The organism is Agrobacterium sp. 20P9.1.2 (genome assembly GCF_057799395.1).
On sequence record NZ_JBYOKI010000007.1, the window covers coordinates 194,355 to 216,756 of the forward strand.

At 57.4% G+C, this 22,402-nt stretch carries 19 protein-coding genes, 3 tRNA genes and 1 pseudogene; 7 read left to right on the plus strand and 16 right to left on the minus strand.

Annotation, left to right across the window (positions count from 1 at the left end; translation table 11 throughout):
• Nucleotides 1–14 precede the first annotated feature (14 nt).
• From AC27VJ_RS19365 to AC27VJ_RS19400, 8 genes are all read right to left on the minus strand, one after another.
• The gene (locus tag AC27VJ_RS19365) at nt 15–269 is read right to left on the minus strand and encodes a hypothetical protein (protein ID WP_113089460.1); all 255 of its coding nucleotides are present in this window, start codon (nt 267–269) and stop codon (nt 15–17) included.
• Nucleotides 269–1,459, minus strand: coding sequence for an NADH-quinone oxidoreductase subunit D (locus AC27VJ_RS19370; protein WP_113089461.1), 1,191 nt, complete (start codon nt 1,457–1,459; stop codon nt 269–271). Before AC27VJ_RS19370 ends, AC27VJ_RS19365 begins: the two co-directional genes overlap by 1 nt.
• Nucleotides 1,459–1,890, minus strand: a complete 432-nt coding sequence (locus AC27VJ_RS19375; RefSeq protein ID WP_488685372.1) for a GFA family protein — start codon at nt 1,888–1,890, stop codon at nt 1,459–1,461. The genes AC27VJ_RS19370 and AC27VJ_RS19375 overlap by 1 nt, the downstream gene beginning before the upstream one ends.
• Complete coding sequence (locus AC27VJ_RS19380; RefSeq protein ID WP_488685373.1) at nt 1,887–2,489, minus strand: NADH-quinone oxidoreductase subunit C; 603 nt, start codon at nt 2,487–2,489, stop codon at nt 1,887–1,889. Before AC27VJ_RS19380 ends, AC27VJ_RS19375 begins: the two co-directional genes overlap by 4 nt.
• Nucleotides 2,490–2,506: 17 nt before the next feature.
• Nucleotides 2,507–3,091: a NuoB/complex I 20 kDa subunit family protein gene (locus tag AC27VJ_RS19385; protein ID WP_062451383.1), complete on the minus strand. Its 585-nt coding sequence runs from the start codon at nt 3,089–3,091 to the stop codon at nt 2,507–2,509.
• On the minus strand, nt 3,082–3,447 hold the full coding sequence (locus AC27VJ_RS19390; protein ID WP_042619792.1) for an NADH-quinone oxidoreductase subunit A: 366 nt from the start codon (nt 3,445–3,447) through the stop codon (nt 3,082–3,084). Before AC27VJ_RS19390 ends, AC27VJ_RS19385 begins: the two co-directional genes overlap by 10 nt.
• Before the next feature lie 523 nt (nt 3,448–3,970).
• Nucleotides 3,971–4,047: transfer RNA gene (locus AC27VJ_RS19395), tRNA-Asp, on the minus strand.
• A gap of 45 nt (nt 4,048–4,092) precedes the next feature.
• A tRNA-Asp gene (locus AC27VJ_RS19400) sits at nt 4,093–4,169 on the minus strand.
• A 640-nt stretch (nt 4,170–4,809) separates the two neighbouring features.
• On the opposite strand from AC27VJ_RS19400, the gene AC27VJ_RS19405 reads away from it, so the two are divergent.
• A tRNA-Val gene (locus AC27VJ_RS19405) sits at nt 4,810–4,885 on the plus strand.
• 118 nt (nt 4,886–5,003) lie between these two features.
• On the opposite strand, the gene AC27VJ_RS19410 is transcribed toward AC27VJ_RS19405, so the two are convergent.
• Together AC27VJ_RS19410 and AC27VJ_RS19415 are read right to left on the minus strand one after the other, a co-directional pair.
• Nucleotides 5,004–5,222, minus strand: coding sequence for a hypothetical protein (locus AC27VJ_RS19410; protein WP_488685374.1), 219 nt, complete (start codon nt 5,220–5,222; stop codon nt 5,004–5,006).
• Nucleotides 5,223–5,321: 99 nt separating this feature from the next.
• Nucleotides 5,322–6,917 (minus strand): S8 family serine peptidase, encoded by a 1,596-nt coding sequence (locus AC27VJ_RS19415; protein WP_488685375.1) that lies wholly within the window; start codon nt 6,915–6,917, stop codon nt 5,322–5,324.
• Between the two features lie 275 nt (nt 6,918–7,192).
• On the opposite strand from AC27VJ_RS19415, the gene AC27VJ_RS19420 reads away from it, so the two are divergent.
• The 4 genes from AC27VJ_RS19420 (at nt 7,193) to AC27VJ_RS19435 (ending at nt 12,091) form a co-directional block, all read left to right on the plus strand.
• Nucleotides 7,193–8,443, plus strand: a complete 1,251-nt coding sequence (locus AC27VJ_RS19420) for a hypothetical protein (RefSeq protein ID WP_488685376.1) — start codon at nt 7,193–7,195, stop codon at nt 8,441–8,443.
• A gap of 192 nt (nt 8,444–8,635) precedes the next feature.
• Entirely contained in the window at nt 8,636–9,748 is a 1,113-nt protein-coding gene (locus AC27VJ_RS19425) for a phosphotransferase family protein (RefSeq protein WP_488685377.1), read from the plus strand.
• 2 nt (nt 9,749–9,750) lie between these two features.
• Complete coding sequence (locus tag AC27VJ_RS19430) at nt 9,751–10,803, plus strand: T3SS effector HopA1 family protein (RefSeq protein ID WP_488685378.1); 1,053 nt, start codon at nt 9,751–9,753, stop codon at nt 10,801–10,803.
• Nucleotides 10,804–10,825: 22 nt separating this feature from the next.
• A complete protein-coding gene (locus AC27VJ_RS19435) occupies nt 10,826–12,091 on the plus strand; it encodes a lanthionine synthetase LanC family protein (protein ID WP_488685379.1) in 1,266 nt (421 codons plus the stop codon).
• Nucleotides 12,092–12,420: 329 nt separating this feature from the next.
• Here the strand turns inward: AC27VJ_RS19435 and AC27VJ_RS19440 are convergent, their stop codons facing one another.
• Nucleotides 12,421–13,221, minus strand: a complete 801-nt coding sequence (locus tag AC27VJ_RS19440; RefSeq protein WP_488685380.1) for an NAD-dependent epimerase/dehydratase family protein — start codon at nt 13,219–13,221, stop codon at nt 12,421–12,423.
• Between the two features lie 291 nt (nt 13,222–13,512).
• On the opposite strand from AC27VJ_RS19440, the gene kdgD reads away from it, so the two are divergent.
• Both kdgD and AC27VJ_RS19450 read left to right on the plus strand, forming a co-directional pair.
• Complete coding sequence (kdgD, locus tag AC27VJ_RS19445; protein ID WP_113089522.1) at nt 13,513–14,418, plus strand: 5-dehydro-4-deoxyglucarate dehydratase; 906 nt, start codon at nt 13,513–13,515, stop codon at nt 14,416–14,418.
• On the plus strand, nt 14,415–15,548 hold the full coding sequence (locus AC27VJ_RS19450) for a mandelate racemase/muconate lactonizing enzyme family protein (protein ID WP_488685381.1): 1,134 nt from the start codon (nt 14,415–14,417) through the stop codon (nt 15,546–15,548). Before kdgD ends, AC27VJ_RS19450 begins: the two co-directional genes overlap by 4 nt.
• Nucleotides 15,549–15,602: 54 nt before the next feature.
• On the opposite strand, the gene AC27VJ_RS19455 is transcribed toward AC27VJ_RS19450, so the two are convergent.
• The 5 genes and pseudogenes from AC27VJ_RS19455 to lon form a co-directional block, all read right to left on the minus strand.
• Entirely contained in the window at nt 15,603–16,040 is a 438-nt protein-coding gene (locus tag AC27VJ_RS19455; protein WP_488685382.1) for a GNAT family N-acetyltransferase, read from the minus strand.
• A gap of 27 nt (nt 16,041–16,067) precedes the next feature.
• Nucleotides 16,068–16,707: pseudogene (locus AC27VJ_RS19460) on the minus strand (VOC family protein).
• A gap of 175 nt (nt 16,708–16,882) precedes the next feature.
• Nucleotides 16,883–19,081, minus strand: a complete 2,199-nt coding sequence (locus AC27VJ_RS19465) for an esterase-like activity of phytase family protein (protein WP_488685383.1) — start codon at nt 19,079–19,081, stop codon at nt 16,883–16,885.
• 226 nt (nt 19,082–19,307) lie between these two features.
• The gene (gene hupB, locus AC27VJ_RS19470; protein ID WP_454892315.1) at nt 19,308–19,601 is read right to left on the minus strand and encodes a DNA-binding protein HupB; all 294 of its coding nucleotides are present in this window, start codon (nt 19,599–19,601) and stop codon (nt 19,308–19,310) included.
• Nucleotides 19,602–19,784: 183 nt separating this feature from the next.
• Nucleotides 19,785–22,202 (minus strand): endopeptidase La, encoded by a 2,418-nt coding sequence (gene lon, locus AC27VJ_RS19475; protein WP_488685384.1) that lies wholly within the window; start codon nt 22,200–22,202, stop codon nt 19,785–19,787.
• Nucleotides 22,203–22,402 lie beyond the last annotated feature (200 nt).

Genomic DNA, 22,402 nt, shown 5'->3' on the forward strand with positions numbered 1-22,402 from the left:
TTCCTCACGCCCCATCAGTTTAACGACTCGCACCGCGATTTCGTCACCGTGACGAATTCGCAGGCATAGGCCGTTTTGTCTTTTTGCATGAACACAATGAATTTTCCGCCATTGGGAAGCGAGGATTTGATCTCGTATCCTTGTGACAGAAGCTGCTTGACAGTTGATGAACCGCCGCTTGCCTGCGAAGACACACCCTCTTGCGCCGTTTGGGCGAAGAGCGGTGCAGTCGCGGCAAGAAAAGCCGAAGTGGCCAGCGGCAAACGCATCAGCGGTCGACCTCCCCGAACACGATATCCAGAGAGCCAAGAACAGCCGTTACGTCGGCAAGCTGGTGGCCCTTGCAGAGAAAGTCCATCGCAGCCAGATGCGCAAAGCCCGGAGCGCGGATCTTGCAGCGGTAAGGCTTGTTGGAACCGTCAGCGACGACATAGACGCCGAACTCGCCCTTGGGCGCTTCGACGGCTGCGTACACTTCGCCAGCCGGGACGTGATAACCTTCGGTATAAAGCTTGAAATGGTGAATCAGCGCTTCCATTGAGCGCTTCATCTCGCCACGCTTGGGCGGAACGACCTTGCCATCCAGCGACGACACAGCGCCGATGCGATGCTTGCCGGACAGAAGCTCCACGCACTGCTTCATAATCTTCACCGATTCACGCATTTCCTGCATGCGGATCAGGTAACGGTCATAGCAGTCGCCGTTCTTGCCGACGGGAATGTCGAATTCGAGATCGGAATAGCACTCGTAAGGCTGCGCACGGCGCAAGTCCCAGGCAGCGCCCGAACCGCGAACCATGACGCCGGTGAAGCCCCAGGCAAAGGCATCTTCAAGCGATACGACGCCGATGTCGACGTTACGCTGCTTGTAAATGCGGTTGTGGGTCAAAAGACCTTCGATATTGTCGAGAACAGTGATGAACGGATCGCACCACTTGCCGATATCTTCAACCAGTTCCGGCGGCAGATCCTGATGCACGCCGCCCGGACGGAAGTAAGCCGAGTGCATGCGCGCGCCACAGGCACGCTCATAAAACACCATCAGCTTTTCGCGCTCTTCAAAGCCCCAGACCGGCGGCGTCATGGCGCCGACGTCCATGGCCTGCGTCGTGACGTTCATGATATGCGACAGGATACGGCCAATTTCCGAGTAAAGAACGCGGATCAGCTGACCGCGCATCGGAATTTCCAGACCCAGCAGCTTTTCCACGGCCAGCGCGAAAGCATGCTCCTGGTTCATCGGCGCGACATAGTCGAGACGGTCGAAATAAGGAACGGCCTGAAGATAGGTCTTCGTTTCGATCAGCTTTTCCGTACCGCGATGCAGCAGGCCGATATGCGGATCGACGCGCTCGACGATTTCACCGTCGAGTTCGAGAACGAGACGCAACACACCGTGCGCGGAAGGGTGTTCCGGGCCGAAGTTGATCGTAAAATTGCGAACGTTATGTTCAGTCATCAGTGTTGCTCCGCCGACGTAATCATGGCGATGAATTCGGGGCCGGTCATGTTCTTTGTGGCCTGCGCGAACGAATAATTGGTCGGCTTTTCGTCTATGAAGATTTGCGATGCAAATTCGAAGCTGGATGGATTATTGAACGACTGCACCGACACGGCATGATGCGCACCATCTTTGGAGCGCCACATGACCGTGCTGCCGCACGCCTTGCAGAAGCAGCGCTCACCCCATTCAGACGAGGAATAAACGCCGAGATTCTGTTCGTTTTCCACCGAAACGCTTTCGCATTCGACAGCAAGAAACACGCCGCCAGACCAGCGACGGCACATGGAACAATGGCAAGCGCCAACTTCACGGGTGCCTATAGTCGCTTCGAAGCGAACGGCACCGCAAAGACATTGCCCCTGCTCTGTGGCGGCAGCTTCGCTCATTGCTTGGCCTTTTCATCACCCGGAAGAACGTAATCCGTTCCTTCCCAAGGGGAAAGGAAGTCGAAGTTACGGAACTCCTGCTTCAGCTCGACCGGCTCGTAGAGAACGCGCTTCAGCACGTCATCGTAACGCACTTCCACAAAGCCCGTGACCGGGAAATCCTTGCGCAGCGGATGACCTTCGAAACCGTAATCGGTCAGAATGCGACGCAGGTCGGAATGACCCTCGAATGGAATGCCATACATGTCCCAGGCTTCACGCTCGAACCATTCGGCACCGTAAAAAACGGAGGTTGCCGAAGGCACAGCTTCGTCTTCAGCCACCTGAAGCTTGAGTCGAACGCGCAAATTCTGGCGCGGCGACAGCAGGTGATAGACGACATCGAAACGCTTTTCGCGGCTCGGCCAGTCCACACCGCAGATATCGATGATGTTGACGAAACCGCACTGCACGTCGTCACGCAGGAAGGTCAACAGCGCGATGACATTTTCCGGCGTCGTATTCAGCGTCAATTCGCCAAAGGCAATGACGGCCGATTCCAACAGGGAACCGCGCACTTCCTGCACATAGGCCGAGAGATCGTTGAGAGCTGCGCTCATGTATAAGTCCTCTGCCCTTAACGCTCGATCGTACCGGTACGCCGGATTTTCTTCTGCAGCAGAAGCACGCCGTAAAGCAGCGCCTCTGCCGTGGGGGGACAGCCCGGCACGTAGATATCGACAGGAACCACACGGTCGCAACCACGCACGACAGCGTAGGAATAATGGTAATAACCGCCGCCATTGGCACAGGAGCCCATGGAGATGACGTAACGCGGCTCCGGCATCTGGTCATAGACCTTGCGAAGCGCAGGCGCCATCTTGTTGGTCAGCGTACCGGCAACGATCATAACGTCCGACTGGCGCGGTGAGGCGCGCGGTGCAACGCCGAAGCGCTCCATGTCGTAACGTGGGCCGGATGCCTGCATCAGACCTTCAACAGCGCAGCAGGCCAGACCGAACTGCATCCACATCAGAGAACCGGTGCGTGCCCAGGTAATCAGCTCGTCCGTGGACGTTACCAGAAAACCCTTATCTGCAAGCTCGTCGTTGATTTCGGTGAAATAGCCGTCATCGCTGCCGACAGGCTTGCCCGTCGAAGGATCGATGATGCCTTTGGGCTTTGGCGCGACAAGCGTCGTGTCGTTCTGAACTACGCCCATTCCAGTGCCCCCTTCTTCCATTCATAGATAAAGCCGATGGTGAGAACGCCGAGGAACACCATCATGGACCAGAAACCGAACCAGCCGATTTCACCGAAGGACACTGCCCACGGGAAAAGGAAAGCGACTTCAAGGTCGAAGATGATGAAAAGAATCGACACCAGATAAAAGCGAATGTCGAACTTCATGCGCGCGTCGTCGAACGCATTGAAACCGCACTCAAAGGCGGACAGCTTTTCCGGGTCGGGGTTCTTGTAGGCAACGGCGAAAGGCGCAATCAACAGCGCCAGACCGATGACAAGCGCGATACCAATGAAGATTGCGATCGGAATGTAGGAACTGAGGAGTTCAGTCATTGTCTCTTCCTTGCCCGACCGAGCGTCGAGCATACCCCATTGGACACGAGAATCCGCTGGGCCGAAATTATGTTGCAACGCCGCAGTGGTTATCGCAGCGAAGCCCTCTCTGCAAGAGTTTAAGTGCCATTTCAAGTCAATCGTGACTTCAGAGGACCATTATAACGCGAAATCCCCTCGCCTACAGCCATTCAAGATATCTCTAAGCACTTCAAAACTATGGACAATCAAGCGCGTCATAGCGTCGCAGGAATGAGACATAATTTTGAGCAAAAAGTGACAGCAATTCTGCTCTGAAAAGCGTCACAAACATGAGACTTCGAGGCAAGAAATCAACCAAACTGAAACGATACCGAAGCAGTAAGCAGGAGAGCCAAAACACGTCACTTTTTCGGTATGGCGCACATCGGAACAGACTGCTAAAACTTGAGGAAGATATGGGAAATAAAAATGCGTGCGACGCCTTGCGTTGTTAACGCTTGGTCAAAGGAAGGACATTTTACATCTTGAAGGAAGAAGAAAATGGCGCGAGTGACGGGGCTCGAACCCGCGACCTCCGGCGTGACAGGCCGGCACTCTAACCAACTGAGCTACACCCGCGCATTTTATCGGACTGTTGGAAGTCCGTAGATCTCGAGGAAGGAATGGCGCGAGTGACGGGGCTCGAACCCGCGACCTCCGGCGTGACAGGCCGGCACTCTAACCAACTGAGCTACACCCGCACATTCCCTAAAGACTGGCCGAAACCGGTCTTACGAACTCGCCTCGGCTGTTCGTTGAGCGGCTAACTAAGGCGTTCGTGTTGGGGTGTCAAGCAGGTTTCACGACAAAAGAATAAGCTTGAGCATTTTGATTTGACAAACAGGTGAAGAGCCCCGGTTTTCCGGCACTTTTTCCATTTTAGTTTTTTACGCCCAATCCGGCACACTTATCCACAGGTGGCAAAAACGAGGCGCAACCCGCGAATCTTTCACCCCATTCCGACAAGAATGCTGATGGATTCGCTGAGAAATTTTCTTGAGCGCGTTTCGCGACACGTCATTGAACGTAGAGACTGCGCTTTGGCATGCAGACCACAATACGCAAATCAGCGCTTACCCCTCATGCAGGCATCACCGGCTAGCCCCTTTTCACGTCATCCCGAGGCCCTGCTGTGGAAAACTATTATCCCAGCGATCCGGCTTAACCCATGAAAGCGCCAGCTTTCCGGGCTTTCCGCCCACTAAAAGCCCCTCGCCGCTAACCGCCGCTGTCATAAAAATCGAAAAAAACAAAAAAACTTCACAAAAGCTCTTGCGGTTTTTTTCCGATCCGAATAGATCACGGCCACCGACGCGGCGGACACGATCTGCAAGACGCGAAGGGCGATTAGCTCAGTTGGTAGAGCGCCTCGTTTACACCGAGGATGTCGGGAGTTCGAGTCTCTCATCGCCCACCATTCTATCCCAAAATTCTTTATTCCAAAAATTCAAGCTCAATAGCTACGCTTCTGCACGCGTTGTCACGCACAGCATTGCGCGCCGTAGCAAGCAGGAATCGTCTCTCCCAAAACCACCTCAAAAATATCGCGGCAGTTCCTCTTCCAGAATCACATCGTCACCAAACATCGCCAATGCTTTCTGCATCGCAGCGGGGTTGCCTTTGATACGGGCGTAGCGGCCGGTGGTGGAGATTAGGGTGATACCTGGGGTTTGGGCGAGTTTTTGTTGCCAGCCTGCCGGTTGCGGGGCGTCCTGGCGGAAGGTGAGGATGTAGGTTTTTTCTGGATCGGTCATGTTTTCCTCCCGATGCTTCAGAATGGTGGCGGAGCGTTTCGACTCACTCGGCGCAGATGGTGGAGCGGTGCGATGGGTCGCACCGCTCTTTAGCTGGTGTCAGCCGACGCGGCTCAGGCCGTCCCCCTGGTAGGGTTGGGCTAGGCCAATGGACAAAGCGGCGCTTTCCAGTTTCGATCTTGCATATTTGGCGCGGGCCTGGGTTCGTTGCAAGCTTTTGTAGATGGCGTCGCGGGAGAGCATCACGGCAAGTGCGCCCGTGGTGACAGGGGTTGCCATGGAGGTACCAGACATGTCTGCATAGGGTGCGTCTTGCTCTTCTGCCGCAGGAATGGTGGAGATGACGGCGGAGCCACCGGCGGTGACGGCAATCTGCTTTCCGATATTGGCGTAGCTGGGCAGAAAGAGACCGCCGGTGCCATAATGATCGGGCTGCACGGGCCGGGTGAGATTGGCGAGATTGCTGAGCGGATAAGTGCCGGGTCTCGTGACTGCCGATACGGCGACCGAGAGCGGATAGCTGGCAGGCGCAAGCACTGGCTGACCAAAATAGTTCCCCGCCGCACAGATGCACAGAGTTCCGCGGCTATAGGCCGAAAGTACGGCGTCATATTCTATGGCCGACGGATCGCCTCCGAGGCTGAGATTGATGAGGTCGACCTCATGCGCATTGGCCATGGCATCTATGGCGGCGGCGATGTCACCCTGGTTGGCGCCCCTGCCCGGCGCAAAGACGCGCGCCGTAAAGACCTCCGCGCCTGGCGCCAGACCGGCATATTCGCCGCTTTCCACCGGTGGGCGTGCGCCGATAAGACCGGAGACATGAGTTCCATGCCACTGCACATCCACAGTTGCCGCCGCCCCCGGCTGAAAACCGCCGTCGATGAAAGCGCCTGAGGGTACGATGTGGCTGAGATAGGGGTGCGGACCCAATCCCGAATCGATGATACCGACGCGAATACCGGCACCGGCGGAGGAATCCAGAGCGTTGATACCGGCCAGTTGATGCCACCAGCCGAGAGGACCGGTTGCGGGCAGAGCATCGAGATTCAACGTCGTGCCGGATGCGGGATGGATGAGCATGCCCGACCATACGCCGCCATGCGGCGATATCTGCGCCGTGACGGGGTACCATTGCGCCTGATCGAAATGCAGGGTCGCGACGCCGTTGGAATCGGTGATGGCGGTGAGACTACTGGAAGTGGACTGGTCGGGATGGGTCAGTGATGTGAGAGCAAGTTCGACTTGCGCATTGGCAAGTGGAGCGCCGGATGAGGTGACCGTGATGGTGAAAGCCGGAAGGCTGGCGGCGGCGTCATTGGCCGCGTTTGACGTCATCGATGCCAGCGGTGGCGTGCCCCATGGCGCGAGCCGCAGCGCCGCCGGCCAGCGCAGGGCTTCCCGCTCCACGATGGTGTCTGGCGAAAGATCGCTGGTTTTCGCGCGCAGCTCCTCCTCGTCGGCGGTTACGACAAGCACGCGGCGTACATCATCGCGCTCGGCTCCTATATCGCTGACGACATCCATGGAGCCTTCCAGAGAGCGCATCAGACGCTCGCTGAAATTGCCTTTTGCCGAGCGCCGCGCGCGCCCGTCGCGATAGGGCGCCATGCGGTGGGAAATGATGAAGCGTCCAGAGGGCCGTTGCGGCTGATCGGGAGTCTGGTCGGTAGTGCCGGTTGTATCGGAGGTCATCGCTCGTTCTCCTGTATGGCTGATGAAGGGCTGAAAACCCAGCTTTTGCAGTGGGTAGACCGGATTTCAAATGCACGCAAAACGAATGTATATTTCCAAATGCTCGTTATAAATGTATTTTTTATTTGCACAACTTTAAAAAGTGCAATAGGAATTTTCCCGTCAAAGGTGAGTTAGCCATAGTTCAAGCAATTACCGGTGGTTGCTTCCATATCGAACTGCGCTCTCCGGACATGTCACAAAGCCCTTTCAACTGTGAATTCGGGAATTGATCGATGACTATCACCACAGCTTTAGGTTGCCAAACAGCAACGCATACCATCTTGGGCCCGACGGCCTATCTGTACTGCCCGCCAACAACACTTCCGGGCTGCTACACTGCCGTCCAGCTTTGCAACGGCCAGCAGCAGCAGCAGCAGACAATCGTGGGTCCGACCGCTTACTGGCATTGCCCGCACACAAGCATGCCCGGTTGCAACACAGCCGTTTTGAATTGCCAGGGACAACAGGACGGCGGCCAGCAGCAGGGTCCATATGGACCAACCGCCTACCAGTACTGCCCGCCAACAACGCTTCTGGGCTGCCACACTGCCGTCCAACATTGCCATGGCCAGCAGCCTGCGGCACAGCAGCAGGGTCCGGTTGGACCAACCGCCTATCTGCATTGCCCGCCAACAACGCTTTTGGGTTGCCACACCGCCGTTCAGCATTGCCATGGCCAGCAGGCCGGCAGCCAGCAGCAGCAGACAATCGTCGGGCCAACAGCGTACTGGCATTGCCAGCAGACAAGCCTTCCGGGTTGTCACACTGCCGTACAGGGCTGCATTGCACCCACGGTTGTTCCGCCGCAGCCTGCACAGCAGCAGAACGTAACCTTCACGCCGATTTGCCAGATCACCAATGTCACACCGGTCTGCTCCACGGGCATTCCCATCGTCTGCAATGGAGCCGCCGCCGCTCCGCAGGCGCCTGCTCCTCAGCAGCAGCAGAACCTGACATTCACCCCGATCTGCCAGATCACCAACGTCACGCCAGTTTGCTCGACCGGTCTGCCGGTGGTGTGCAGCGGTGCAGCTGCACAAACACAAGGCGCGGTTACGCCAGCAACATCCATCGGATGCGGCACCATCGCCACTGTTTGCAATCCCACCCACATGCATTGCACGGGTCCGCAGGCCAACGATCAGCAGCAGCAGAATGTGACCTTCACGCCGATTTGCCAGATCACTAACATTACGCCGGTTTGCTCCACGGGCATTCCTGTCGTCTGCAACGGCGCTGCCGCCGCTCCGCAGGCGCCTGCACCTCAGCAGCAGCAGAACCTGACATTCACCCCGATCTGCCAGATCACTAACGTCACGCCGATTTGCTCTACGGGCATTCCTATCGTCTGCAACGGTGCTGCCGCCGCTCCGCAGGCACCTGCTCCACAGCAGCAGCAGAACATCACGTTTGCGCCGTTCTGCCAGATCACCAACATCACGCCGGTTTGCTCCACGGGTATTCCCATCGTCTGCAATGGCTAAAGCAGTGGATGTGACGCCGCCGAACCATCGGCCGCGTCACCTTCGCGGCCCTTCGCTGCAACAGCGTCACCACCCAGTGACGTTCACTCTCCCCATCGGCCGCTTGCGGCCGGTGGGACAGTTTTGAAACGGGAGCGGCTTCGCATCCCCGCATATTTTCACACAACCATTTGTCCGGCCTTGGGGGAAACAATGTATCTGACCAGCGGCACGCTCGTGCCTTATCTCATCGACCGCAGCGTGCTTTCAGCCGCGGAGCTTGTCGATGACGATATCACCATTCTGGAAGCGGGCCGTCGCAACCGCAATTTCAAGGTTTTCCGCCGGGATGGTTCTGGCATTTTCGTCAAGCAAGTGCCGGTCATGGCAGCGGAAACCACACAATCGGTGCAGCGCGAGGCCGTGCTATACGCGCTAGCTGACAGCGATGCCGGGCCGCAGGGCCTAAAGACGCTCATGCCGCGCCTTCGCCATTACGATCGCAACCGGCATCTCCTTGCCGTGGACCTGGTACCGAATTCGCAGAGCCTTACCTATTATCAGATGCGGATGGCAGGCGTTGCGGGCGCGGTTGAAGAGATTGCTGCGCAGCTCGGCAATCTGCTGGCCACCTGCCACGCCCAAACGCCGGATGTTCTGGCTGAAACATCGAAACAGGGCGTCTTTCCTGCCAATCCGCCGTGGATTTTGAGTTTCCCGGAAGTCGGTGAAAGCCTCATTCCCAACATGAGCGCGGGCGCGCGCGCCGTTCTGGCCGCCATACGCCAAGAGCCCGGTTTGAAAGAACAGATGACGCGGTTGCGCCGTGAATGGGCTCGCAGCTGCCTGATCCATGGCGATTTGAAATGGGAGAATTTTCTCGTTTCAGAAAGTGATGATGAGAATGGAACCGCCAGGGTTCAGCTGATCGATTGGGAACTGGCCGATCTGGGCGATGCAGCATGGGATGCGGCCTGCGTGCTGGCAAGCTTCATCCAGCCGGTCATCGTCGGGCGCTTTTCCGCACAGGGAGAACCGATGCCACCGGCGACCGCTGATGACATCGCGCGTGCGCAGGCCTGCTGCCGCGCCTTCTGGCGCAACTATACCGCAGCCTTTCCCCTGACCGCCGAACATCAGGCGCTTGCCATGGAGCGCTGCGCACGGTTCGCGGCGGCCCGACTGGTGCTGACTGCCTATGAAATCTCACAGTCCCTGCCCGAAATGCCGCCTTCGGCGCTTCTCGCCATACGCACTGCGGCGGGCATCCTCAACGATCCGCGCAGCGCCGTGCGGCAGCTGTTTGCGCTTGAAACCGGAGCTTGATCATGAACGCGATTCCCATGCCCTTCCCTTCAGCAGAAGCAGAGAACAATGCGTCGCCATCGGACATCGAAACCCTGCTAATGCCTGTTCTGGACGCGGTGAAGATCATCAACCTCTCGCGGTTTCAGATCGGCAACCGTCCGGTCACATCTCTTCCCGCCATCGCGGCGTCCGATACGGCGCGTCCGGTGACCAGCCGCCTGTCGGATGCCCTTTGGCCAGCGCTTTACGATGCCGCTTATGCGCGCCCCTTCAGTATCGATTCGCCTGCTCCGCTTGCGAAACCCGACGGCCTCGATCTGCTGGCGCAGCTTCGCGCCACCTTTCCCGAGGGTTCACGGTGGTCCACCAACTGGCAGGTTTACAAGGCCGATGGCAATGGCGCGGCGCATGTCCGCAAGGGCGATTGCTGCCGTCAGGTTCTGCCCGGCGCTTATGCGCTGACCGCCCCCGGCCCGGTGCAGGTGAATACCAACGTTTCCATTCTGCTGCCGCTCGCGTCTTCCCAACAGCAAACCGGCTTCTATCACATCACCGGTCAGGCACCGCATTGCGACCACGACGATGCAGCACTGGCGCGGCTCTATCTCAACACGCGCGCGGCAAGCGTTGTGTCGCTGATGGCGCAGATTGCGGGACTGTTGAATGCCTATGCCGTGCCGTTCCGGGCAAAGACTTTGCTGGAGCCAGCCGCATATGACCGCACGGATAGCACGGTGTTCTACTTCGCCCGCCGCCATCTGACATTCGTGCTGTCACTGCTGCGGGACATGTTCGCCGATGCGGAACCGGATCTCGCATCAGAGGTGCCACTGTTTTCGAAGTTACTGGCCAGCGGGATTGGCGGTGCAGATGACCCCGGTTACGGCATGAGTTTCGGTCAGACGCGCGCCATGCTGATGGCAGATGCCATTGTCAGCGCATGGGCGGATGGCAGCCAGATGGCGCGAATCCGCCTTGACCGGCTTCGGAAACGTTTCGCCGAATCCGGCCTGGCGCTTGACGCACCGCATCTCAGCGCTGGCAACAGCGATATCTACGTAGTCCCCGCCTGAGGAGGTTTAGGAGATGACCCTGATGACAGTACCCAAAGCCGACACCGCGCAAGGCAATGCCCGATTTCTGGAAGCGGCCAGCCGCATAGGCGCGCAATTGTGCCGCGATGCCCTGTGGCACGAAGACCGCTGCACATGGATGGGCTGGGCGATGACCATGGCGGATGGCAGCGTGACAGCCGGGTACCGCACGGCGTCCACCTCACTTTACGATGGCGTTGCCGGGATTGCACTGTTTCTGGGAAGACTTGCAGCCCATGCCCCCTCGCCACGCCTTCTGGCAACTGTCGAAGGCGCGGTTCGGCAGGTGCTGACCCGTCTGCCCGACCTCGACACCCCGCCGCAGCGTAGTTTTTATACCGGCACTCTGGGTGCTGCCTATATGCTGTGCGAGGTTGGCGGTGCGCTGAACCGGCTGGAATGGGTTGAAAAGGGGCTGGCCTTGGCACTGGACCACGCGGCAGATGAATTTGCCGATGAGGCACTGGATGTGATTGCCGGATGCGCCAGCGCTGTTCCCGCCCTTATCCACCTCGGCAAACGCCATGACCGCCCGGAGTTGACGGCGGCAGCGGTTAGCCATGCGGAACGCCTGCTGGCGGCAGGCGTTGTGGATGCGCAGGGTCTGTCATGGCCGTCTCTGATGCCTAAACATCGCAATCTTCTGGGTTACGCCCATGGCGTTTCGGGCATGGCGACGGCATTGCTGGAGGCCCATGCCGTGAGCGGCAATGATGCCCTGCTGCACGGCGCATTGGAGGCATTGCGTTACGAGCGAAGCTGGTTCGATGCCAACAGACAGGGCTGGCCGGATTTTCGTATCGACCACATCACCCCCGGTGCCGGGGCGCTTGCCCCGATGTGCAATTGCACATGGTGCAGCGGCTCATCCGGCATCGGCCTTACACGCCTTCGTTTGATGGAGCTTCTGCCTTCCGACAAACAGGCGCGCGATGAGGTCAACACCGCCTTGCAGGATGCCTCACGCATGCTGACGACGACGACTGTGCCGCAGGATCTCTGCCTGTGCCATGGGCTGGCGGGCATTGCGGATTTTGTATTGTCTGCGGGTGTGCAGTTGAAGCAGGAGGAGATTTCGCGTCACGCGGCGCAGGTGGGCACCTTCATCATCGAGCATTATCTGAACGCGGAGCTGCCTCTTCCCTGTGGCGTGCAGCAGAGGGGGGAAGCGCCGGGCCTGATGCTGGGCATCGCCGGTGTCGGCTATTTCTTCCTGCGTCTGCTGGAAAGGGAAACGCTTCCATCCATGCTGCTTCTAAAGACTTGAGACACCATGTTAACAATTTGAAAACCATGGCGGCGTAAAGTTCCATGGCGTTCGTTTCGGGACAGCGGATTCCATTCGGCATGGCGCCTTACGCTACGTGAGATTCAGCATTTCTCAATAAATTATCCCTCATAATTATTAGTGTCGGCTTCATGATGAAGTCGCGTTTTGATGGGATGAACCATGTTTGCGAACTCAATCGTCACGCTGGCGCTGATTGCGCTGCCAATCTACTTTTTCTTCCGCTGGGTACAATATGACTCGGAGAGACAGGACAAGTAGTCAATCGCAAGCCCGTCCCTCTCCCCTCGCAGCCCTACCAACCGTGGTCAGCCATCTGCCGGATGGCCGAACGTGGTGAATGCACCACCCTGGTAAATATGGGCTGGGTCCTTTGGATCCTCTTTACCGGCTTGAGCAAGTACCTCGGCGCGCCATTTCGCCGAGCTATCCTGCGGCTTCCATCCAAGGAAGGCCGCATGGCTGTTATCCCACCAGCTTTCCTGATTGTTGGACGCGCCGTAGACCACGGCGTTGCCAAGACGCGGCGCTTCGAAACTGCGCGCGCAGAGCGAAACGAAGTCCGCAGCGCTGAGCCATGTCGCCAGCATGCGCGTCGTCTGTGGCTTTGCCGTCAGTGAACCGATCCGCACCGACAGGGTCTCCTGCCCGAACTTGTCGAAATAGAAGCTGGCCATATTTTCCCCAAAGCATTTCGAAACGCCATAAAGGGAATCAGGGCGCACAGCCGAGTTACCATCCAGTTTCTCGTCACGGCGGTGGTAACCGATCGTATGATTGGAACTGGCGAAGACGATTCGCGGCTGGCCATTGTGGCGCGCGGCTTCATAGAGATTATAAACGCCTTCGATATTGCCCTTGAGAATAAGCTCGAACGGCCGCTCCACCGAGATGCCGCCGAGATGGATGATGCCATCCACGCCCGCCACAGCAGCATCGACCTCTGAGCGGTTGGAGAGATCGCATTTCACGAAGGTTTCGTGCGCCGCGAGATCGGTGACCTCGACCATATCGGAGAGCACCACCTTTTCAGCAATGTCTTTCAACAGGGGGCGGATGGCTTTGCCCACACCACCGGCAGCACCGGTTAACAGCAACGTCTTCAGCATGTTTCCTCCACATTTCCATCTGCACACCGCAAACCGACCCGGCTTGTGGTCATACATAAAATCTCTTGTTATCTTATCTCTACGCTACGCTTGCACGGGTTATCAAGAGGCAAGCTTGCAGGGAAATGATTGCATTCAGCCACAAACGCCCCGACACTGCAGCGTACTCACCCTCGCCCAGCCTCAATGATTCCACAGCAATTTCTCCAACTTGTATTATAAGTTCTTGACGAAGATAATATCTCGAATATTATCCGCCTCAACCAACAATTGGAGACACGAATAATGGCTATGGACCCACAGGAACTCAAAGTCGCGCTTGGCGCTGGCCTTCTCTCTTTCCCCGTCACACCTTTTTCCAAGGACGGCGAATTCAACGAGAAGCCTTATCTCGACCACGTCAGCTGGCTGTCCGGTTTCGACGCGACCGTTCTTTTCGCGGCTGGCGGCACTGGTGAGTTCTTCTCGCTCGCCCCGGAAGAGGTCGGCACCGTCGTCAAGGCAGCAAAGTCCGCTGCAGGTTCGGTTCCCATCGTTTCGGGTTGCGGTTACGGCACCAAGATCGCCATCCAGATTGCCCAGAGCGCTGAAAAAGCCGGCGCCGATGGCATTCTGCTACTCCCGCATTACCTGATGGATGCCTCTCAGGCAGGCCTCTATGCCCACATCAAGCAGGTTTGCGATTCTGTCTCCATCGGCGTCATGGTCTATAACCGCGACAACTCCATTCTGACAGCTGAAACGCTGCAGAAGCTGTGCGACGCCTGCCCTAACTTGGTCGGCTTCAAGGATGGTTCCGGCGACATCGGCCTTGTGCGCAAGATCACCGCGACAATCGGCGAACGCCTGACCTATCTCGGCGGCATGCCGACGGCTGAGCTTTTTGCCGATGCCTATCTCGGCGCTGGTGTGACGACCTATTCGTCTGCCGTGTTCAACTTCGTGCCTGCGCTTGCCCAGGACTTCTACAAGGCACTGCGCGCAGGCGACCGGGCAACGACCGACCGTATTCTCATCGACTTCTTCTATCCGTTTATGGATATTCGTAACCGTCAGAAGGGCTACGCCGTTTCCGCCATCAAGGCTGGCGTGCGTCTGATGGGGTTCGATGCCGGTCCGGTGCGCGCACCGCTGACGGATTTGACTGAGGAGGAAGTCGGCATGCTCGAAAAGCTGGTTGGACCTTACAAGCCATGAAAATAGAAGCGGTTCGCACTCATCTGCTCGATTACAAGCTGGGCCACGCCTTCGAAAGCGCGTCCATGCGCTTCGACCGGCGCATCCATTGCCTTGTCGAGATCATATGCGATGATGGCACCGTGGGCTGGGGCGAATGCCTCGGCCCGGCAAAGCCCAATGCAGCCGTGGTGGCCGCGTACGCCCCTCACCTCATCGGCAAAGACCCGCTCGACATCGAGATCATCTGGCATCAGCTTTACAATCTGCTGCGGGATCAGGGCCAACGTGGTCTGACGGTGACGGCGTTGAGCGGTATCGATATCGCGCTTTGGGATATCAAGGGCAAACGCTTCGGCACCTCCATCTCGCGCCTGCTCGGCGGTCGCTTCCGCGAAAGCGTCAAGGCCTATGCCACCGGTTCTTTCCGCAAGGACGGCGTCGATGCGGTCTCGGACGTCGCGGCGGAAGTTGCCGGTTACGCAAGCCAAGGCTTCCACGCGGTCAAGATCAAGATCGGCTTCGATGTGGCGGAAGACATTGCCGTCATCCGTGCCGCGCGTGAGGCTGTTGGCCCCGATGTCCGCATCATGATCGATGCCAACCATGGTTACGATGCGCTGGAGGCCATCGAAGTCGGCAAGGCGCTAGCACCTCTTGGCATCGACTGGTTCGAAGAGCCCGTTGTGCCTGAACAGCTGGATGCCTATCAGGCCGTGCGCGCCGGTCAACCCATTCCCGTTGCGGGTGGCGAAACCTGGCATGGCCGATACGGCATGCGCGCGCCGCTGGAAAGTCGCGCCGTGGATATTCTCCAGCCGGATCTTGCCGGTAGCGGTGGCTTTTCGGAAACCAAACGCATCGTCGATATGGCAACCCTCTATGGCGTCCGCGTTGTCCCCCACGTCTGGGGAACAGGTGTGGCCATCGCCGCCGCCCTGCAATTCATGGCCTACCTGCCGCCGGACCCGGCCAGACGCAACCCGCGCCCACCGATTCTCGAATTCGACCGCACGGAGAACCCCTATCGACAGGCGGTTCTCACCAGCCCGCTGGATCACGTCGACGGCGTGGTGCAGATACCGGATGGCCCAGGACTGGGCATCAAGATCAACCGGGATGCGCTGGAGCGATATGCTTTGAAGGACTAACAGGAGGCCGGGTGGGCAACACCCGGCACCTCACTTTACCTGTTGAAGCGGTCCTCACGCGTTTTCTGACTGTTCAAATGTCTTCTTAAGCCAGATGCAAGCGTGGCCGACCGGAAACCCCTCGATTCGTCCGAAATCCTCATAGCCGATCCGACGGTAAAAATCCGGCGCCTGAAAACTGAACGTAGAGACGTAAGCGCCAACGCATTGACGTTCCAGCGCGGCGTCCTCTGCCTTCGCCATGAGTTTCGCACCGACGCCCTGCCCCCGTGCCTCGGATGAAACCCACAGCCAGTCGATAAAAAGCCAGGCGTAAGTTGAGCGTCCTTTCAGACCGCCGATCAGGCTTCCATTGGCGTCCCGCGCCATAATCCATAAATCCTGCGGATTGTCCGGCCCGGCTTTTGCAAAATTGAATATATCCAGACCTTCATCGATAAGGCGCTGGTCCTGCTCATCGGGCTGGCTTTCTATCTCAATTCGTATTGGCAAATATTCTGTCCCTCAAGCTCTTCTGGTTCAGGTTAACTCTCGTCGTCCAGTTGGTGTGTCGATAAGCGCCCGGTAGAGAATTGAAGCACCGTGAACAATCGCCGGCGGATGATCGATGCCCAGATCGCGATAAAGCGCCTCGATATGCGCGGGATCTGGATGTTCGAGTGTGAGAGAGTGAAGTCGCGCGCCGAGATCGGGTATCGAGGCGATATAGGCTGTGTCTCCCCGATGGTCGATCACCGAGGGAGCGACGCCGTCCAATGGAAGGGCACCATCCTTGGGAATGGCGAAGTCGAAAGTCGGATCATCATCTGGCAGCAAGACCTTTTCGCCCAGAACTGCGCCATGCAGCGCAACGAGACGATCGATCGCATCCGTGTTGGCAACCCACCCCTCGCAAACGACGCCCTTCGGTCCAGTCGGCTCTGACCTTCTCCTGATCGTCCAGACCGAACCAGCGCGGACGATGAGGCGTTTTGCCATCCGGATCGAGAGCCACGATCTCGAGATAGACGGAATTTCCGAGCTGAAGACGATGATTGTGTGTGCCCATGTACTCATGGCGTGTCCCGAAGGGCACGCTGATACTAAGGCAATTTTCGACATGCGAAACCCCTTCGCTCAAGGTCGGGGCGATGACTGTGAGGTGGTCAAGCTTCAGCATCTACGAACTCCAATGCAGCGATTGCAAATGTCACTGATGCTGCAATCGCGGCCAAGATGCTTGCTGAAAATATTTGATGCAATAGAAAAAACGCTCGCAACCTGACGGCTGCGAGCGCTTCAGAATCAATGTTTCAGATACCGAGATGTAAACACCCCGGCCTCTAGCTTGCCGCTTAGTTCGTGCCCTTCAGATCAACCGGGAAGAACAGTGTCTCGCCCGAGGAGTCGTCCACGCCGTCATTGTCCGTTACCGCAAAGGCCTTGCCGGACTTGTCGAAAGTGAAGCCTTCCAGCTTGTCGACGACGTAGCCGTTCGTCTGAGCCTTGAGGTCTGGCAGGAAGTCGTGGACTTCCGTTTTCTTGACGAGCGGCAGTTCGCCGCCGATCTTGCCGGGCTTCAGGTCGGCGATGGCGACGCTGTAGAGCTTCTTGATCTTTGCCTTGTCGCCGATCTGGTTGTCGCGCTCGACGATATAGACATTGTCGCCATGGGCGGTGATTTCGGACAAGCCGACCCAGCCGTCATCTGCCTTATCCAGCGGATAATGCACAGCACCCCACTCCTTGGACTTCAGGTTGTAAGAGACGAGCTTTACCTTGCCCTTTTCAGCCTTGCCCCATTCGCGCTGAACAGCCATCCACAGTGTAGCGTCATCGCCCTTGCCGATCATGGTTACGCCTTCGAAGCCGAAGCGGGTTTCGCCTTCCAGCAGTTCTTTTGGAAGTGCGATTTCGGCCTTGATTTCACCCTTGGCATTGACGTTGTAGAGCGCGTGCGGAACGAGCTTTTCGCTGTTGCCTTCGGATGCGACCCAGAAGCCGCCCTTACCGTCCAGCGTGATGCCTTCCATATCCAGCTTCTGCGCTGCCAGACCGTCACGCTTTACGCGCAGAACGCTGGTGATGACCGCTGGCTTCTTGTTTGCGTCGATGGTGTAGATCGAAGGTTGGTTGCCGTAGACGGAGTCGGAGATCGCGTAGAGAATGCCGTCCTTTTCCGCATCAGCCGTGAGGCCGGACAGAGCGCCCCAACCAATCGGTGCGCCATCGACCGTGGCGGAGGTAAGCTGCGGATAGGCGGCCTGCCCTTCCGAGCGCTCATAGATCATGACATGCGAACGGGCTGCACCATCTTCAACCAGATCGGCTTCGTTGGCGGTGACCAGCAGGTTGCGCGATGGAATGGCGACTGCACCTTCAGGCGAAATCCCCGATGGGAGGATTTGCGTCAGCTGCGGCTCTGCGCCCGTGTCCTTGTAGACGCCAACGACAGATGCGCGTTCGGCCAGAACGAAGAAATACTTGTCGTTGCCGAATGTTGCTGCTTCCAGACCTTCAGGCTCGATGCCCTTGGCCTTGGAGCGCTTTTCAGGATAGTGGCCGATGGCCGCAACAGCATGTTCGAAGGAAGAGCCAGCTTCGTAAAGCAGCTTGCCGGTCTTGTCGAAAATGGTAAAGCTGCGCGAACCGCCCTGCCAGTCGCCTTCATTGGCGATGACGATACGGTCATTGTCCAGCCACTTCACGGCATCCGGCTCGCGCTTGCGGGCGTCCTGGCTGTCGGTGAACTTCAGCTGGCCATCGGTCTTGGTGTCGATGCCCTTCAGATCGACAGTGCCTGCGGAAAAGTGGCTCGTGACCTTGCCGCTTTTGCCATCAACGATGACGATATGGTTGTTTTCCTGAAGCGTCAGGGCAATTTCACCATTGGCATTGATGGAAACGAATTCAGGCTCTGGATCTTCCGGTGAAATTTCAGCAAGACCGGTGACATCGATCTTCTTCAGCGCCGAGCAATCCGGTGCGCCATTCTTGAGACCGATGGTGACGAGGAAGCCGGCAGGCATCTGCGGCAGCGCGCCGTCATTGACCTCTTCATCACGCTCGTTTTCGATGGCGATGGCCACGAAGCTCTTGTCCGGGGAAACCGCAACAGAATCCGGCTGGCCGCCGAGGTCGCAGCTGGCTTCGATCTTGCGGGTGGCGATATCGACTGTCACCAGCTTGCCAGCTGGCTTGACGTAGCTTTCGGACGTGTTGACACCAGCCAGAACCTTGGTGCCGGACACAGCAACCGATGTCGGCTCGCCATCCATCATCAAAGCGCCGAGCGCCTTTGGTGCCTTGGCATCCTTGATGTCGACAAAGCCGATGCCGCCCAGCGGGCTGTCGGAATAGATCAGCGTATTGCCGTCTTCACTAGCCGTGACGATTTCCGCCGACGTGATCGTCTTCTCTTCCTTGTCGGAAGGAAGGTTCAGAGCGACAGGAAACGATGAGATGCGGTTGAAAACCTGCTCGGCGGCGACTGGAAATGCGGCAGAAGCAAAAAGCGCCGCGGTCAGCGCAGCACTCGAAAAACGAAATGTCATGATGTCCCCTTCAGTGCACTGGAAAAATGCATGACTGGGCTTTTGCGACATGGACGTGACAGGGAAATGACAATGAGAAGGTGCTGATAAACAAAAAGCCCGGCTCAAGGCCGGGCTCTCTGCATTTCGATGGCGTCATTTCGCAAAACTGCGCAAAGAGCCAAAATCATTCCTCGTATATCTGAGCACTGTTCGCACGCCGCAGGCGCAAACAGCTCAGGAAAACTTAGGAGTTAACAGCGTCCTTCAGGCCCTTGCCTGCGGAGAACTTTGGAACGTTGCGAGCCGGAATATCGACTTCTGCACCCGTGGATGGGTTACGGCCCTTGGAGGCTTCACGACGGCTTACGGTGAAGCTGCCGAAGCCAGCGAGACGGATGTCGCCACCGGCCTTCAATTCGCTCTGGACGGTTTCGAATACTGCGTCGACGGCAGAAGCGGCATCAGCCTTGGTGAGACCAGCCTTTTCGGCAACTGCAGAAACGAGCTCGTTCTTGTTCATGTTTCCACCCCTTTCAATGGTATGAAACGACTCAAATTGGATCGGCGCAGAATACTTATCTATTCGCGCACCGCCACCCAAAAGCGCTGGAATGGCCTGAAAAACAAGGGGTCTCGCGTTCTTTTCACAAAAAAGGCTGGCATTTCTGCCAGCCTTTCAACGATTTTGTGCTAATTTAGCACCAACGCCGACGATCGCTTATCAATGTGCGATTGTCTGGCTACCGTCATCCACGCCTTCAACAGTTGCAATGACTGGCGTCTCGATGCTGCCATCCCACTCGATGGGCTCAGGCATACGCACCAGCGCATGCTGCAGAACCTCACCCATGCGGGCAACCGGGATGATTTCCATCTCGTTTTTGACGTTGTCAGGGATATCCGCCAAGTCCTTGGCGTTTTCTTCCGGGATCAACACCTTCTTGATACCGCCGCGAAGAGCCGCCAGCAGCTTTTCCTTCAGGCCACCAATCGGCAGGACGCGACCGCGAAGCGTGATTTCGCCCGTCATCGCGACGTTCTTGTCCACGGCAATACCGGTCATGATCGACACGATGGCGGTTGCCATGGCCACACCGGCGGAAGGACCATCCTTCGGTGTCGCACCTTCCGGTACGTGAACGTGAATGTCCGACTTGTCGAAACGTGGAGGCTCGATGCCGAAATCAACCGCGCGCGAGCGGACATAGGATGCCGCTGCCGAAATGGATTCCTTCATCACTTCCTTCAGGTTACCGGTCACGGTCATACGACCCTTGCCCGGCATCAAGACGCCTTCGATCGTCAGAAGCTCGCCGCCCACTTCGGTCCAAGCAAGACCTGTAACGACGCCGACCTGATCTTCACGCTCGGCTTCGCCATGGCGATACCGTGGAACGCCGAGATAGTCCTCAATGTTGGCAGCCGTGACGACAACCGACGTGGACTTGCCCTTGATGATCTCGGTCACGGCCTTACGTGCCAGCTTCATTAATTCACGCTCGAAGTTACGAACGCCGGCTTCACGCGTGTACTGCTGGCTGATGGCCATCAGGGCGTCGTCGCTGACGGAGAATTCCTCCGGGCGCAGCGCATGTTCCTTGATTGCCTTGGGCAGCAGGTGACGCTTGGCGATTTCGCGCTTTTCGTCTTCCGTGTAACCAGCAATACGGATGACTTCCATACGGTCCATCAATGGACCTGGAATGTTCAGCGTATTGGCTGTGGTGACGAACATCACGTCCGACAGGTCATATTCCACTTCGAGATAGTGGTCCATGAATGTGGAGTTCTGTTCCGGATCCAGTACCTCCAGCAGAGCGGACGATGGATCGCCACGGAAATCCTGTCCCATCTTGTCGATTTCATCGAGCAGGAAGAGCGGATTTGCCTTCTTTGCCTTCTTCATCGACTGGACGATCTTGCCCGGCATGGAGCCGATATAGGTACGACGGTGACCACGGATTTCCGCTTCGTCACGAACGCCACCCAGCGCCATGCGGACATATTCACGGCCAGTTGCCTTAGCGATGGACTTCGCAAGCGATGTCTTACCAACGCCTGGCGGACCCACGAGGCACAGGATCGGGCCACGGATTTTCGTCGCACGGGCCTGTACGGCCAGATACTCGACGATGCGTTCCTTGACCTTGTCGAGACCGAAATGGTCCTGCTCGAGAACGGTTTCGGCAGCGTTGAGGTCCGTCTTGATCTTGGACTTCTTGCCCCAAGGCAGACCGATCAGCCAATCCAGATAGTTGCGCACGACGGTTGCTTCCGCAGACATCGGGCTCATCTGGCGCAGCTTCTTCATTTCAGCTTCCGCCTTTTCGCGGGCCTCCTTGGAGAGCTTGGTCTTGGCAACGCGTTCTTCCAGCTCGGCCATCTCGTCACGGCCATCCTCGCCGTCACCGAGTTCCTTCTGGATCGCCTTCATCTGCTCGTTCAGGTAATATTCGCGCTGGGTCTTCTCCATCTGGCGCTTGACGCGCGAGCGGATACGCTTTTCGACCTGAAGAACGGAAATCTCGCCTTCCATGAAGCCGAGCGCCTTTTCAAGACGCTGCTTCACGCTCACCGTTTCCAGCATTTCCTGCTTCTCGGTGATCTTGATGGACAGGTGCGATGCGACAGTATCGGCGAGTTTGGAATAGTCGTCGATCTGACCGGCGGCACCAACCACCTCAGGCGAAATCTTTTTGTTGAGCTTCACATAGCTTTCGAACTCGGACACGACAGAACGCGACAGAGCTTCGATCTCGACCGTATCTTCTTCCGGCTCAGCCAGAAGAACGGCGGTGGCTTCGTAGAAGTCCTCACGACCGGTGTACTCTTCGATCTTGGCGCGGCCCTTGCCTTCGACCAGAACCTTCACGGTACCGTCGGGCAGCTTCAGCAACTGCAGGACATTGGCAACCGTGCCGACGCGGTGAATGGCCGACGTGTCTGGGTCATCATCGCTGGCATTGATCTGGGTCACAAGCATGATCTGCTTGTCGGAGCCCATGACCTCTTCCAGTGCACGAATGGATTTTTCCCGGCCGACGAACAGCGGAACGATCATATGCGGGAAAACGACAATGTCGCGCAGAGGGAGTACGGGATATGTACCGCCAGATGCAGCAGACGTAATGTTCGTCATATCATTTCCTTTCAATGGTCCCCTTGGGAGGGACGCCTGCCGGACTTTCTTTGGGAGTTTCCGGCATATTCTTTGTCGTGACTGAAAGTGGAGTTCGTCACCGTCATTTTCAAGTCACAAGAGCAGATACCCTTCCGCTTGGGTCAGGATAGATCTCGAATACGCAATACGTCACAATACGCGTCACACTTTCCGTCATT